This window comes from Acinetobacter sp. CIP 102637 (genome assembly GCF_000368425.1).
GTDB lineage: Bacteria > Pseudomonadota > Gammaproteobacteria > Pseudomonadales > Moraxellaceae > Acinetobacter > Acinetobacter parvus.
Genome location: NZ_KB849435.1, coordinates 1,914,434 through 1,929,479 on the forward strand (window position 1 = coordinate 1,914,434; position 15,046 = coordinate 1,929,479).

At 45.3% G+C, this 15,046-nt stretch carries 12 protein-coding genes, 2 tRNA genes and 1 riboswitch; of the genes, 9 read left to right on the forward strand and 5 right to left on the reverse strand.

Going from position 1 to position 15,046, the window contains the following annotated elements; genetic code table 11:
- The first annotated feature begins 86 nt into the window (after positions 1 to 86).
- From F967_RS12230 to F967_RS12245, 4 genes are all read left to right on the forward strand, one after another.
- Complete coding sequence (locus tag F967_RS12230; RefSeq protein WP_004800202.1) at positions 87 to 3,437, forward strand: Rne/Rng family ribonuclease; 3,351 nt, start codon at positions 87 to 89, stop codon at positions 3,435 to 3,437.
- A gap of 247 nt (positions 3,438 to 3,684) precedes the next feature.
- Positions 3,685 to 5,526 (forward strand): long-chain-acyl-CoA synthetase, encoded by a 1,842-nt coding sequence (locus F967_RS12235; RefSeq protein WP_004800203.1) that lies wholly within the window; start codon positions 3,685 to 3,687, stop codon positions 5,524 to 5,526.
- A 230-nt stretch (positions 5,527 to 5,756) separates the two neighbouring features.
- A tRNA-Lys gene (locus F967_RS12240) sits at positions 5,757 to 5,832 on the forward strand.
- A 23-nt stretch (positions 5,833 to 5,855) separates the two neighbouring features.
- Positions 5,856 to 5,931, forward strand: a tRNA-Lys gene (locus tag F967_RS12245).
- 124 nt (positions 5,932 to 6,055) lie between these two features.
- Here F967_RS12245 and hemW read toward each other — a convergent pair.
- A complete protein-coding gene (hemW, locus tag F967_RS12250) occupies positions 6,056 to 7,210 on the reverse strand; it encodes a radical SAM family heme chaperone HemW (RefSeq protein WP_004800204.1) in 1,155 nt (384 codons plus the stop codon).
- Positions 7,211 to 7,319: 109 nt separating this feature from the next.
- Between hemW and F967_RS12255 the strand changes: the two genes are divergently transcribed.
- The 4 genes from F967_RS12255 (at position 7,320) to F967_RS12270 (ending at position 11,053) form a co-directional block, all read left to right on the forward strand.
- Entirely contained in the window at positions 7,320 to 7,781 is a 462-nt protein-coding gene (locus F967_RS12255; RefSeq protein ID WP_004800206.1) for a DMT family transporter, read from the forward strand.
- Positions 7,782 to 7,809: 28 nt separating this feature from the next.
- Positions 7,810 to 9,171, forward strand: coding sequence for an MATE family efflux transporter (locus F967_RS12260; protein WP_004674496.1), 1,362 nt, complete (start codon positions 7,810 to 7,812; stop codon positions 9,169 to 9,171).
- A 189-nt stretch (positions 9,172 to 9,360) separates the two neighbouring features.
- Positions 9,361 to 10,653: an ABC1 kinase family protein gene (locus F967_RS12265; protein ID WP_004800207.1), complete on the forward strand. Its 1,293-nt coding sequence runs from the start codon at positions 9,361 to 9,363 to the stop codon at positions 10,651 to 10,653.
- A gap of 145 nt (positions 10,654 to 10,798) precedes the next feature.
- On the forward strand, positions 10,799 to 11,053 hold the full coding sequence (locus F967_RS12270; protein ID WP_004762213.1) for a type B 50S ribosomal protein L31: 255 nt from the start codon (positions 10,799 to 10,801) through the stop codon (positions 11,051 to 11,053).
- Between the two features lie 113 nt (positions 11,054 to 11,166).
- On the opposite strand, the gene crcB is transcribed toward F967_RS12270, so the two are convergent.
- Entirely contained in the window at positions 11,167 to 11,547 is a 381-nt protein-coding gene (crcB, locus tag F967_RS12275) for a fluoride efflux transporter CrcB (RefSeq protein WP_004800210.1), read from the reverse strand.
- 128 nt (positions 11,548 to 11,675) lie between these two features.
- A riboswitch (Fluoride riboswitch) is annotated at positions 11,676 to 11,742 on the reverse strand.
- 264 nt (positions 11,743 to 12,006) lie between these two features.
- Between crcB and F967_RS12285 the strand changes: the two genes are divergently transcribed.
- The gene (locus tag F967_RS12285; RefSeq protein WP_004800211.1) at positions 12,007 to 12,339 is read left to right on the forward strand and encodes a HopJ type III effector protein; all 333 of its coding nucleotides are present in this window, start codon (positions 12,007 to 12,009) and stop codon (positions 12,337 to 12,339) included.
- Between the two features lie 49 nt (positions 12,340 to 12,388).
- On the opposite strand, the gene F967_RS12290 is transcribed toward F967_RS12285, so the two are convergent.
- From F967_RS12290 to F967_RS12300, 3 genes are all read right to left on the reverse strand, one after another.
- Entirely contained in the window at positions 12,389 to 12,991 is a 603-nt protein-coding gene (locus tag F967_RS12290) for a flavin reductase family protein (protein WP_004800213.1), read from the reverse strand.
- Positions 12,992 to 13,121: 130 nt separating this feature from the next.
- Complete coding sequence (locus tag F967_RS12295; RefSeq protein WP_004800215.1) at positions 13,122 to 14,321, reverse strand: TIGR03862 family flavoprotein; 1,200 nt, start codon at positions 14,319 to 14,321, stop codon at positions 13,122 to 13,124.
- A complete protein-coding gene (locus F967_RS12300; RefSeq protein ID WP_004800216.1) occupies positions 14,311 to 14,958 on the reverse strand; it encodes a class I SAM-dependent methyltransferase in 648 nt (215 codons plus the stop codon). The genes F967_RS12295 and F967_RS12300 overlap by 11 nt, the downstream gene beginning before the upstream one ends.
- Between the last annotated feature and the right edge of the window lie 88 nt (positions 14,959 to 15,046).

Here is a 15,046-nt window from a genome sequence, read left to right on the forward strand (position 1 = left end):
TCCTGAGTCTTGATCACGCCAATTTGATGTTTGCTCAAAAATAGCGAGCGAGTTGTTTGTGTGTATCACTATTAGGTGTCACACCCATGAAACGTATGCTGATTAATGCAACCCACGCTGAAGAGGTTCGCGTTGCACTTATCACTGGTAGTCGTCTTTACGATTTTGATCTGGAAAATCGTACTCGCGAACAGAAAAAATCAAACATCTATAAAGGTCATGTCACTCGTGTTGAACCGTCTCTAGAAGCGGTTTTTGTCGAGTACGGCGCTCAGCGCCAGGGCTTTTTATCAATGCGGGAAATTGCAAACTCGTATTTCAAGGCGGACCCACGCCAAACCTCCAACATCCGTGAACTGATCACCGAAGGCACAGAATTATTGGTCCAGGTTGAAAAAGAGGAACGTGGCAACAAGGGTGCCGCGCTTTCAACTTTCATTTCACTGGCTGGCCGTTATCTGGTTCTGATGCCAAACAATCCGAAAGGTGGTGGCATCAGCCGTCAGATTTCAGGTTCTGTGCGCGAAGAACTCAAAGAAATTCTATCTTCTTTAAATTTACCTCGTGGCATGAGCGTCATTGTTCGTACTGCGGGTATCGGTCGCTCACAGGAAGAACTGCAACTTGACCTACAGCATTTGCTGGACCTTTGGGCACAAATTCAGGGTACGGCAAGTTCTGGTCTATCACCAATGCTGGTGCATCAGGAAGCGGGTGTGGTGACACGCGCCATCCGTGACTATCTACGTGATGACGTTGCTGAAATCCTGATTGATAGCGAACAGGCCTATAATGAAGCTTACAACTTCGTTAAAGCTGTGATGCCACGTCAGCTGGACAAGTTAAAAACCTATACCCAGAATGAGCCATTATTTGCTCATTTCGGTATCGAAAGCCAAATCCAGACTGCTTATGAACGTGAAGTAAAACTTCCTTCTGGCGGTTCAATCGTGATTGACCAAACCGAGGCGCTGGTTTCTATCGATATTAACTCGGCGAAATCAACCCGTGGTCATGATGTTGAAGAAACAGCATTAAATACCAACCTTGAAGCGGCTGAGGAAATTGCGCGTCAACTTCGTTTACGCGATATTGGCGGTTTGGTTGTGATCGACTTTATCGACATGGCCAAGGACCGCAACCAGCGCATGGTTGAGGCGAAACTTCGTGAAGCAACTCAAAGTGACCGCGCACGTATCCAGTTCGGCCAGCTTTCACGTTTTGGCCTGATGGAAATGAGTCGTCAGCGTTTGCGTCCATCGCTTGAGGAAGCAACGGGCTATGTGTGCCCACGCTGTCATGGCACAGGCATGGTACGCGACCTACGCTCCCTTTCACTTTCAATTATGCGTAAAGTGGAAGAAATTGCATTACGTGAACGTCAAGGCGAGGTACAGGTGGAAGTCCCTGTAGAAATCGCTGCATTCCTGTTGAATGAAAAGCGTCACAGCCTTGTATATCTGGAACAAACCTCCAATGTGCGTGTCACCATTCTGCCGCATCCACATTTGGAAACGCCACATTATGAAATCCAGTACAATCCAGCAGGCTTTGCGCCATCCAGCTATGAACGCACTGAAGCGACCCGTGACAGTGAAAAACAACTGGGTTATGAGTCTTCTGAATGGCATCTGGAAGAAGCTGAGCACAGTCATGCTGCTCCAGCACAGCAGCAGGCGACAGCGCCACAGAAAAAGGCTATAACACAGCAAGGCACTGCCCAGCCAAAACAGGCACAGGCAGCAGCGTCAAAAGCAGCAAGCCCTTGCGCATGGTTAGAGAACCTGTTTGTTCAAAAACAGGCTCAGACCATTGATCAGTCCCGCTCTGCACAAAATGCGGCGTCAGCTATTGAACAGATGATCAATAATGGCGCTGTGAGCCGTGGTCAATTCGGCCAGGTTGAGACAGCTGCAATTGCGGAAACAACAGCAAATAATGTCTATATTTCCCAGACACCTGTAAAGCAGGAAACTCGCGAAGCGTTTGAGAAAGACGAAAAACTGAACCGTCCAAATCAGTCTCAAAACCCAAAGAAACGTAAGCATAAAGAGCAGCGTGAACAGCATGTACTTGCCCATGAACAACAAAATCAGGTGCATGAGGAAGTTGTTCAACTGTCACGTCAGGAACAGCGTCAAGAGCAACGTGACCTGAAACGCCAGCAAAAACGTCCGCAGGAATCACAAAACCAGCAACAGCAAAATGATGCTGTTCATGGAAATGATGCCTCTGTACCGTTGCCACGTCGTGACCGTCATAACCAGCAGCGTCCAAACCGCCCGAACCGTCACCGTGACCAAAGTGTTCTCAACGAAACGCCTGTTGCAGTTGAGGCTGCATCCAATCCACAGCAGCTTAAAGTTGATGTGATTGATACACCTCGCACTGAACCAATGAATACGGCATTGATCGTCAACATTGATCAGGGACAAAATGAAATTGTTGCGCTCAATCCACAGCAGACCACTGCGCCAGCGCCACAGGCCGAGCCAGTAAAAGCGGTTGTGGAGGCTGCTGAAACAACTGCGCCTGTTCAGGCAGAGCAGGTTGCTGCTGAAACAACACCAGTTGAAGAGGCAACCCAGGCACCAGCGAAACGTGCAAGCAATGATCCACGTTCACGCCCTGGTCAGCGTGGGGCGCAAAGCAGCCAAAAAGTGGCAGCAAAAATTGCACCATCGCAAATTCCAGCGTTGGGACAATACACCATGGGTGGCCTGATTCGCCATATTTATGGTGAAGACTGCAAATTCCTGATTGAGCAGTTTGGTTTAGTGACTACATTCAACCGTGCCTTGCAGAAGTTCGCTGAACAATATGCCAGCACCCTGGTGGTTGAAACAGCTGCTGAGGAAAAGCGCCCTGTTACACGTGATGTAGAACTTCCAAGCCAGAAGCCAACCGAAGAAGCTGAACCAGCACCTGTATTGCCATTAACACCACCAGAAGCATCCGCTTCGCGTGTTGCCAACGATCCACGTGAACGTCGTCGTTTAGCAAAACTTGCGGCTGAGCAGGCAAAAGAGGAGCATCTGGCTTCCAATATAGCGCCTGGTGCCCCTGTAGAAAGCACTGAAACCACGCAAGAAGTGCAGGAAACAGCAATTGAGGCTGTTGTTGCGCAAAACACTGTTGGTGATGCGGCACCTGAACAACAGGCACTGGCACTTGCAAATGAAGAAATGCCTGTGGTGGTGGAAGAAACAGCACCTGTTGAAGCAGTTGAGTCAGCGCAAGCTGCTGTTGAGACTGAAACTGCGGTGGTTACAGAGGCAGTTGAAGCAGTGCAGACTGTTGAAAACACTGAACCAGTCGCAAGCACTGAAGAAACAGATGTGGAAGATGAAGCTGCCAAAGCGGAGAAGGAGAAATCTACCCGCCCTCGCCGCCCTCGTGGACGACCACCGAAAAAGAGTATCGTTGGCAATGAATAATTTGCTAAATTACACTCAATAAGCAAAAGCCTAATCATTTCGATGATTAGGCTTTTTTGTTACTGTAAAATGTAGCGTCATTGAGATATTGTAAGAGAGGTAGGCCCTTGCGCTGCTTTAGACGCAGCTCAGGTTGGTTGCTCTAGGGAATTGCCACTAAAAGCAGCATCAACAGCAAAGATGTTAAATGGTAGTGTTCCAAAAAATAGCCACTTCTTGGATTGATCAAAAAATAAACAGGATTGATATGAGCCAAACTACGCAGACCGATATTATTACCATTGGTGATGTCGCAACCCGACTTCCGAACTTCATTACCAAAGTACCTCATATCCTCAGTGGTCTTAAACAGGCATATTTGCGGACACCAGCCTCTCCAACTGGTTTAGGGATCGCATTTGAAAAAGCAGTAAAGCGTAACCCACAAGGTATTGCACTGTTATTTGAAGATCAAAGCTATAGCTATCGAGCACTAAATGAATGGGCAAACCAGATTGCACATTACTATTTGTCTCTTGGCGCAAAAAAGGGTGATGTTATTGCGGTGATGGTTGAAAACCGTCCTGAACTGATTGCTACGATTGTTGCTTTAGCTAAAATTGGTGTCACGATCGCACTCGTAAACACATCACAGGTCGGCAAGGTACTTGCCCATAGCATCAATCTGGTCAATCCAATTGCCGTGATTGCAGGTGAGGAAGTCCGTGCTGCCATTGATGAGATCCGTCAGGACCTGAATGTTGCACAGGACCGTTTCCACTGGTTTGCTGACCAGGAAACGCGCAAGCATGCTGGTACTGCACCTAAAGAATATGTCAATCTTGCCCAGCAAATTGATCAATTCCCGAAATTCAATCCATCCACCACACGTACAGTGACAGGTAAGGATGGCCTGTTCTATATCTATACTTCTGGTACAACAGGTCTGCCTAAGGCGGTTATTTTCACCCACAGCCGCTGGACGCTAGCTTATGGTACATACGGCCATATCCTTAATCTTGGCAAGGATGACGTGATGTATGTGACCCTGCCACTTTACCATGCAACAGGTGTGGTGGTGTGCTGGTGTGGCGTGATTGCGGGTAGTGCAACACTTGCGGTACGTCGTAAATATTCAACCAGTGCATTCTGGAAAGATGTTCAAAAATTCAATGCATCTGCGATTGGTTATGTTGGTGAGCTTTGCCGTTACCTCATTGATGCGCCGACAACGGAACTTGATCGCGCCCACCGTGTCACCAAAATGATTGGTAACGGTATGCGTCCAAACATCTGGGGCAAATTCAAGGAACGTTTTGGTGTGCAGGAGGTTCTTGAACTTTATGCATCAAGTGAAGGCAATGTTGGCTTTAGCAACATCTTCAACTTTGACAATACCGTGGGCTTCTCTCCTACCCCTTATGCCATTGTTGAGTTTGACAAGGAAAAGAATGAGCTTGTCCGTGACAAGAAAGGCCACTGCAAGAAAGTGAAGACAGGTGAAGTGGGCCTGCTGATTGGCAAAATTACCAGTCGTTCCCCGTTTGATGGCTATACCGATCCTGAAAAGAACAAGTCGGTTATTCTTAAGGATGTATTTACCAAGGGTGATTCATACTTCAATACAGGTGACCTGGTTCGTGACATCGGTTTCCGCCATGCACAGTTCGTGGACCGTTTAGGCGACACTTTCCGATGGAAAGGTGAAAACGTATCCACCACCGAAGTTGAAAACATGGTTTGCGAATACCACAAGATCGCAGAAGCGGTGGTTTATGGCGTGGAAATTCCAAATACCAATGGCCGTGCAGGTATGGCTGCAATCACGCTTGTGGATGGTGAAGAACTGAATGAAGCTGATTTAAGCGCTATGGTGAACGTATTCAAGAAATACCTGCCATCATACGCAATCCCAGTATTCCTTCGCGTTCAGGCCAAGGTTGAAACCACAGGCACATTTAAGTATCAGAAAAACAAGCTGAAAGAAGATGCCTTTAATCCAGCCAAAACGTCTGAACGTTTGTTGGTGTTATTACCAGGCGCAACAGCCTATTGCGATGTAAATGCTGAAATCTTTAACAATATTCAAAATTATCAGTACCGCTTTTAGTTTATTTTTTAGCTAAACGAGAGGAAATCGTGTTTTTTATAAACAATCATTCGCATGATTTACAATTTCCTCTTGTGTTAGCTGAATAAATTGCTAGAATACGCAACATCAAAACGATGCAGTGTTTGAAAGATTTATCTTTCCTCTGATTGCTTAGGATCCAAGACCAAAGAAAGTCATAGATTTTCTCTTGCGCTCGGGTAAAGCGTTGCTTTACTTATCCTCGCTCAGGGTCGTTAGCTCAGTTGGTAGAGCAGCGGACTTTTAATCCGTTGGTCCCGCGTTCGAGTCGCGGACGACCCACCACTTTATAGTTTTGATCATTATCTGGGTCGCTAGCTCAGTCGGTAGAGCAGCGGACTTTTAATCCGTTGGTCCCGCGTTCGAATCGCGGGCGACCCACCAGATTCTAAAAAACCTCATCTTAAATGATGAGGTTTTTTATTTTGTGCGAACTATCTTTCTAAAAGATGACAACAAATAATAGATTACTTTAAGCATTCTTGCTCAAAGCAATCTTGCAGCTAAATTATAAAAAACTTTCCAACACCGAATTTAAAAACACATGCCCCTGTTTAGTACATGAGATGCGGTTTAAATCGTTAATCAATAAATTCTTTTCACGCAATTGGTTCAATGTTTTATTCAAGTCATTTAGATCAAGTCCTGTACACTGCCCATAAAGTTCGGCATTAACTCCATCATTTAAACGCAAGGCATTCATCATAAATTCAAAAGGCAATTCATCGGCTTCAATCTTTTTCATCTGGAGATGATCCGCAGGAACCTTGGCTAAATAATCCCTAGGCAAACGGGTTTTCTGAAAACGATAAATTCCATCTGGACGGGTGATCTTAGCATGTGCCCCCGCTCCAATTGCCAAATAATCGCCAAACTGCCAATAGTTCAGGTTGTGCGCTGATGGCTGTTCTTTACGCCATGCAGAAACCTCATAATTGATAAAGCCCTGTGCCTTTAAATAAGCTTCGCCCTGCTCCTGTATCTGCTCCAACAGTTCATCTTGCGGTAAAGCAGGTTGGGTACGAAAGAAAACGGTATTCGGCTCAATCGTTAACTGATACCAACTGATATGGGTTGCGCCCTGCTCTACCGCAAGTTTAAGGTCAGTTAAAGCCTGTTCAAGGGTTTGTTGCGGTAAACCATGCATTAAATCCACATTAACACGCTCAAAGCCTGCCTGCCGCGCCTGCTGAATGGCACTGAGCGCATTATCGGCAGAATGAATCCTTCCCAAACGCTGTAAATGTTCCGTATTAAAACTTTGCACACCAATCGACAATCGGTTAATGCCCGCGGCAAGATAATCTGCAAAAGGATCATGCTCAACCGTTCCAGGGTTGGCTTCCAAAGTGATTTCGCAATCAGGCTCAAAGTCCAGACGAGCCCTGAGCTGTTCAAATAACCATGTGTAGCCCTGTGCAGAAATCAGCGATGGCGTCCCCCCCCCAATAAAAACGCTATGGATAGAGCGCCCTTGTGCCATTTCCAGCTGAGTTTCAAAGTCAGCCACCAATGCCGCCAGATACTGCTGTTCCAAATCTGTAGACAATTGACCATCAGGTACAGCATGTGAGTTAAAGTCACAGTATGGGCACTTGCGCACACACCAAGGCATATGGATATAAAGTGAAAGTGGAATAAGGGCTGGATTTAATGCACTCAAAATATAAGCTCAATAACAGAACTTAATTATTTTAACATGACTCGACTAATCAACGGCTCATCATCTATGTTATGTATGAGAATTACCAAGAATAATGAATGATATAAATATGATCAAACTCTCAAGCCAGTTACTTTTTATCATTCCCCTCGCTTTGGGAATTGGTATTGCAATGGCCTTTCAAACTGCAATAAATACCCAGCTTAAAACATATTTACATTCGCCCATACAGGCCGCTTTTATTTCATTTTTGTTTGGTACAATTATTCTTGCGGTTATGGTCTATTTCCAGAGCGCAGCAAAGCCAAGTTTAAGTGAACTCTTACACATTCCGTGGTTCTTGTGGCTGGGTGGGATACTTGGGGTTTATGCAATTAGTACGAGCATCTATACTGCACCTAAACTTGGCTTCTTAACATTTACGGGTTTGGTCATTTTTGGGCAGCTTGTCATTTCCATGTTACTGGATCATTTTGGCTGGTTAGGGACAGAGAAAACCCCTATCAACTGGCAGCGCCTACTGGGCGGTATTGTCATTTTCCTTGGTGTTTTACTGACTTTACAACGCTGATTTTTCACAATTTTAAAGAGTATTTTTTGTGCCCCACACCCACACTGCACGGTTTGAACTTAAGCAACTGTTTCACCTGATGTTACCCATCCTGATTACACAGTTCGCCCAAGCGGGTTTAGGCTTGATTGACACGATTATGGCAGGCCACTTATCCGCAGCCGACCTTGCCGCAATCGCGATTGGTGTGGGGCTGTGGATTCCAATTATGCTGCTGTTTGCAGGCATCATGATTGCCACCACCCCACTGGTTGCGGAAGCACGGGGCGCAAAAACCCCTGAGAAAATCCCAACCATTGCACGCCAGTCCTTATGGGTTGCCGCAATTCTTGGAGTGGTTGCCATGTTGATCTTACAGGGTATGCCGTTCTTTTTACCCCTGTTTGGTGTGCCCGAAAGCTTACTCCCCAAAGCCAGTCTGTTCCTGCATGCGATTGGTTTTGGCATGCCAGCAGTGATGATGTATGCCGCCCTGCGTAGTTATTCCGAAGCATTGGGACATCCCCGTCCTGTTACAGCAATTAGCCTGCTTGCATTATTGGCGCTGATTCCCCTGAACCTTGTTTTCATGTATGGATTTGGTCCTATTCCAGCATTGGGAAGCGCAGGCTGTGGCTTTGCCACGGCCATCTTGCAATGGCTGATGTTCATCACTTTAGCCATCTATATTTCCAGAGCTCAGGCTTACAAACAGGCACCGATTTTTACCCAATGGGAAAAGCTGGACCTAGGCTGGACAAAACGGATTTTAAAGCTGGGCTTTCCGATTGGTCTGGCGGTTTTCTTTGAGGTGAGTATCTTTAGTACGGGTGCGATTGTCCTCAGTCCATTAGGTGAAAATGCAATTGCAGCGCACCAGATCGCCATTTCAGTCACGTCACAACTGTTTATGATTCCCCTATCCTTGGCGATAGCCTTAACCATTCGGGTTGGCATGTATTATGGCGAAAAAAACTGGCTCGCCATGCGTCAGGTACAAAAAGTCGGGTTGATCAGTGCGACCATCTTTGCCGCCTGTACCATGGCCCTGATTGCCTTGGCCCGTCCCTATATCGTGGCGATTTATACCAATGATGTACACATCATGCCGATTGCCATGTACCTGCTCTGGTTCGCAATCGCATATCAATTGGTGGATGGCTGGCAGGTCAGTGCGGCAGGCTGTCTGCGTGGCATGCAGGATACACAGGCTCCGATGTGGATTACCCTGATGGCGTATTGGGTTGTGGCTTTTCCAATAGGCTTGTACTTGGCCCGCTATACCATTTGGGGCGTGGCGGGTGTTTGGGTGGGCCTGATCATTGGCTTAACCATTTCCTGTGTCCTGTTGATTGGTCGTTTATATTTGAATAATAAACGTTTGATGCAACTGACAAGCTCAAATCCATAAGCAACAGCTCCGATTCATTTGCTATCATGAGGGTATCGTGGATACTGCCCTCATGATAATAAAAGCCAACAAGATTGAGTGATTGATTCATAAGACTTACACGACTTAACATTTTCATCTAGGCAATTTAAGTTTTGTCGCCTATGATCAGGGTATCACTTAAAAACAGAACATAGAGGCGCAATCATCATGGCAAAGCATGCAAGTTCTCCCAGTAAACGTTTTCTAAAACTGGCGGGCATGACTGCAAGCATCGCCAGCAAAAGCGTTGCCAATTCCATTCGCAACCTGACCGCAGATGAAGAACAAAAAAATGCGGCGCGTAGCCAGCTTTTTCAAGAAATCGGTTTACAGATTGCCGATACACTTGGAGAAATGAAAGGCGCAGTGATGAAAGTCGGACAGATCGCCTCACAATACAAAGACATTTTCCCTCCTGAAGTCGCCAAGGCGATCTCAAAACTACAACGCCAAGCCCCAGCCATGCCTTTTGCTGAAATCAAGCAGCAGGTTGAAAAAGAGTTGGGCAAACCACTGAATGAGATTTTTACCTCATTTGAACCAGAGCCTTTCGCGGCAGCCTCAATTGGTCAGGTGCATCGTGCAGTACTCCCTGACGGGCAGGCAGTGGTGGTGAAAGTGCAATATCCTGGCGTTGACCAAGCCTGTGAAAGTGACTTAAAACAGGTGCGTCTTGCCCTGCGTTTAATGGGTGTTTTAAAGATTGATAAAAAATTACAGGATCAGTTGTTTCAAGAGATTCAGGATAGCCTTTCCGCAGAATTAAACTACGAAATTGAGGCGCAGAATCTGGAAGTATTTAAGACTTTCCATGAACAGCTTGATGATCAAGTAATTATTCCAACCGTGTATAAACAATATTCTTCGCGAAGGGTACTCACGCTAAGTCTGGAACAGGGCGAATCCATTGAAACCGCAAGCACATGGTCGGTTGAAACCCGCAACCAGATTGGCCGCCGCCTGATCCGTGCCCTCGGACAGGAAATGTTCTTCCTGAAACGCTTCCATTGTGACCCACATCCAGGCAATTTTGCTTTTCGGGAAGATGGCAGTGTTATCATCTACGACTATGGCAGTGTCAAAACCCTTTCACCAGAACTGATTCAGCACTTCAAGGCACTGGTCAATGCCGCACGTCAGGAGGATATTGCCCAGGTTGAAGATTTACTGGTTGAACTGCATTCAATTGCTGAAAAACAGAAATTCCCAAGTGAGCTGTACGTGCAGTGGATAGAGGTGCTGTTGCGTCCATTGAACACACATTATGACTTTGCCGAAAACTCATCCCATCACGATGGCATGCGTCTGGTGAAAAAATCATTGAAATACTGGGATGTGTTTAAGCCATCTCCAGATACATTAATGGTCAACCGTACAATTTCAGGACATTACTGGAACCTGATCCATCTTAAGGTACATGACAACCTGAATGATCTGTTTGAGGAATTGGTTCCCAATTAACACTTGATACAGGATTTTCATAACCGCCCTGTCTGCATAAGGATTCATCAGACCAAAATGATCGGAAACAAAACTTGAAATAGATTAGATTGACTCCATTTAATGTTATGTTATAACATTTCATAAAACAATGGAGTATTTCACAATGCGTAAAGATATTCATCCTGCTTATCAACAGGTTCTTTTTCACGATACCAATGCCGATGCCTATTTCCTGATTGGAAGCACCATTCAAACCAAACAGACTAAGGAATATCAGGGCAAGGTTTATCCTTACGTCACACTGGATATTTCCAGCGCATCACATCCGTTTTATACAGGTGAAGTACGCCAAGCAAGTAATGAAGGTCGTGTTGCCAGCTTTAATAAACGCTTTGCACGTTTTAATCGCAAAGGTTAATCTTGTTTTAAGTTTCATTCATTAAGCTATTAATATTGGAAGTCTAAGGTTATATCTCCTCCGCTTAGACTTCTTTTTTTATGCCTAAATTAGCTGTTTGTTTATCTTTTAAGCTAAGCAGCCGTCAGCCATTGATGCAGGCTCATGCCCAGAATGGTAAACAGCAACGACCCGATCACATGAATTAAAATCGCTGCACAGGCGTAGCCCAGCTTGCCACTTTGTAATAGGGCAATAATTTCGGCGGAAAAAGTCGAAAATGTGGTCAGTGCGCCACAAAATCCCGTAATCACAAACAGTTTGTAATTGGGACTCAGCGCACTTTGGGAAAAATAAGAAATTGCAAAGCCAATAATAAAGCCACCCACAAAATTAACGGTGACCGTACCCAAAGGAATATCTGGAAAAATGGGATTCAGCTTTAAACCCAGAAACCAGCGCAACCATGCACCCAGTACAGAACCCAGAGCAATTGAAATTAAAGGATAATACATGGCTCACCCCAAAAAGATTTGGAGAAAATGGAGGATTGGATATAAATTTTTGCTTGTGCTAGAAATTTTTTCATCTGCGAACTCCAGATAGAGAATAGAGCACGCACGAACCTACGTCCCCTATTCAGGGTCACGTAGGCATCATTAGCCACTATGGCGGTTTGTAACAGGAAGAATGCCATCTCCTTTATCCTAAAATAACATAATTTTTCGACAACTCAACTGCTGTTTTTGGGCCGTGATAAAGCTGTGCATAAGGCTTAAGTTATCCACAGCTTAGGGGAATCTGGCTAAAAAGCGAAAAAATAGTTTCTATATTGATGACTTTAAAATAGCTTAATTCTTTACTCCGGGCTTAAACCACCTGTGTTGCTGCATCCAGTTTAATTCCTGTCTTCATCAATTCCACTGATTCAATGCTATGATGCTGCCATTCATTTGATCAACAGAGAACTAAATATGGCTCAAGCATTATTGGCACAATTAAAAGATGGTTCTGTGAAGTTTGCAGACGTGTTGGCATTTATCGAGGCGCGTTATCAACATACGCCAACGGCTTTTCAAAATGGCGCGCAGTTTAATGCGGCAACTGAAAATCAGGGCAGTGCCAAAGTGTTCTCCTTTGCCAAACTTGAGGGTTTAAGCCAACAGGACACCCTCAAGTTGTTTGCGGAACATTATGCCTCTGTACTTGCCACACCTGAAGCAAGCGACCACCAGAATATTCGCCAGTTTATGCAGAATGGCTGGGATGGTGTGAAGTTTGAGGGTGAGGCCTTGACAGCAAAGTAATAAAAACAGGAGGTGCTAAAGCCTCCTGTCTTTTTTAATCTATTCTATTTTAAGGTCTTTCCAGTTTGCGTAGCTCAGTGGTTAAACTATAAAAATCTCCACCCATTTTGCCTACACTATCCAGTTGCTGCTGGTTGATTATGGTCCCATTCCAAAGACGGTCATCGACATAAATAGACTTTACATCCAATAAGGCAACCGTTCCACCTGATGGCAGGCTACTCAATTGAATCACTTCCCTTAACTGACATTCATAACGGATGGGAGAGTCTTTCACTGCCAATGGTTCAACACTATTGCTCACACATGACTCAATCTCAGCAAAATCAAACTCACTCTGCTCAGACGGAAGCAAGGCACAGGATAAATTCATCTTTTGCATTAACTGGGAATTCACAATGTGTACCACACATTCTCTGGTCGCAATTAAATTTCTCAAGGTGTCCTTATCCTGACCACTTTGTGGATTGACCTGTGAATACCACAGGATAGGAGGATTACAACTGGCCACATTGAAAAATGAGTAAGGGGCAATATTGTCAATGCCATCAGTAGATCGGGTACTGATCCATGCAATTGGACGCGGCGTAACACCACCGACCAGTAAGCGATAGGCTTCGGCTGGACTTAAGCAGGCTGTATCAAAAATCATGGCAAAACAATGCAGGCTTAAGGACGTTCAGCATCTTGTGGTAAATAGGGGTAACTTGAGACATGCCCATTATCCTAATCAAAGTTTTCTAAAAACTAGCATTTTTGAAAGCTCAACAACAAGGTAAATATTATATGGCTGCATTCAATAATTGATGTACGCCTTGCCCTGCCGCTCGCCCTGTGGCAAAACAGGCTGTTAGTAAATATCCACCCGTCGGTGCATCCCAGTCCAACATTTCTCCACAACAAAAAAGATAGGGATTAGATTTTAATTGCAGTTGTGAAGATAAGGCTGCTTGCTTTACCCCACCTGCACAGCTAATCGCTTCCTCAATTGGACGGAAACCATCCAGAGCAATGCTTAACTGTTTGATTTGCCTTGCCATCATTTCAGGCTGTGACCACAGATTTTTATCCACCACTTCTCGTAGTAAATTGATCTTCACATGGTCCAAACCTGCCTTACGCCAAATATTAGTGATGGATTGCTTTTTATTGCCCTGCAATTTTTTTTGCAATTGCTCAATACTGAGATCAGGGAGTAAATCCAGATGCAATTGCAAAGGCTGGTTCTGGACTAGAAGCTGTCTTAACTCACGTCCCAGTTTATAAATAACTCCACTTTCCAAACCATAATGCGCCACCACAATATCACCATACGTTTGCTGATCAGGCTGTACCCATGCATTGACACGCTTGAGTGGCTGGCCAAAACAGTCCTGCATAAACGGCGACCAAGCCTTTAATACACCAACATTACTGGCCTGAAATGGCTCAATTTCATCGGTGGAAAGCCATTGCTGCCACGCGCCATCACTACCTAATTGTGACCATGACACTGCACCACAGGCCAAAATAATCGCATCATAGCTTGTTGTGAATGTTTGCTTTTGATTTTCAAGGGTTAATTGATTGCCTGACAGCGCCACACAACGATGACGATAATGAAATTTCACGCCATTCGCTATTAGACGTTTTAACCAAGCCCGCAACAATGGCGCGGCTTTCATCTCCACGGGAAATACCCGTCCAGAACTGCCAATGTAGGATTCAATGCCCAGCCCGTGCATCCAGTCCTGAATCCACTTTGCATCCCATTGCTCAATCCATGAGCCTAGCCATTCAGCATGGTCATAACGCTGTATAAACGTTGCAACAGGCTCGGCATGGGAAATATTCAGTCCCGTTTTGCCTGCCATTAAAAACTTGCGTGCCGCCGATGGTTTTTGCTCATAAACCTCAATATCGTAGTTGTATTGGCTCAGCACTTCAGCCGCCATCAATCCTGCTGGACCTGCACCAATAATTGCAATACGCTTATTTGCCATCAGGCTGCCCTTGTATGTTCCGCCCTTGTAACGGCGCAAAATCATCAAAACGGGTCTGATAGTCCTGTGGTTTAGTGATTAGTAACTGCTGGCACAGCTCACCACGTTCTAAATATTTAATTTCAAAATGGGTACGGGCTGAGTCTGTTGCAATCTTTTGCTTTTGGTAAGGTAATTTCCACACATCAATAAGCTGTTGCTCTGCCTCATCAATATATGCTGGAATGTTGCTCGCCAGCGTAATCATGCCATTCGGTTTTAGGCGAGACAACAGGAACTCGAAAAATGGCATGTTCAACCAGCGCTGTGCTGGATTATGTGGCTCTGGATTGGGATAGAGAATAAAAAACTGTTCAACCTGTGTAGGAAACAGGGCATGCACCACCCAGGGCAAGGCGTCGGCATGCACAGGGTTTAAATGTTCACGCGGTTCCAGTTGATGCTGTTTCTGCATCGCCACAAACTTTTCCCTGGTTCGTTCAATTGCATACAAGGTTGCCTGCGGATGTTCAGCAGTGAACAACAAGGCATGCCTGCCTTTCCCAGCCCCAATCTCCACGCAGATCGGAGTATCTGGAATCGGCTGAAAATCACGTGGTGGCTGCATGCGTTGTGCTTGAAATTGACGAATCAACATAATCCCATCAAACTATCTATAAATCGGCATAAGTCTAACAACTCACCTGACGTTTGCCTAATCTATTTACCTTCTGCCTTAGGAGTTT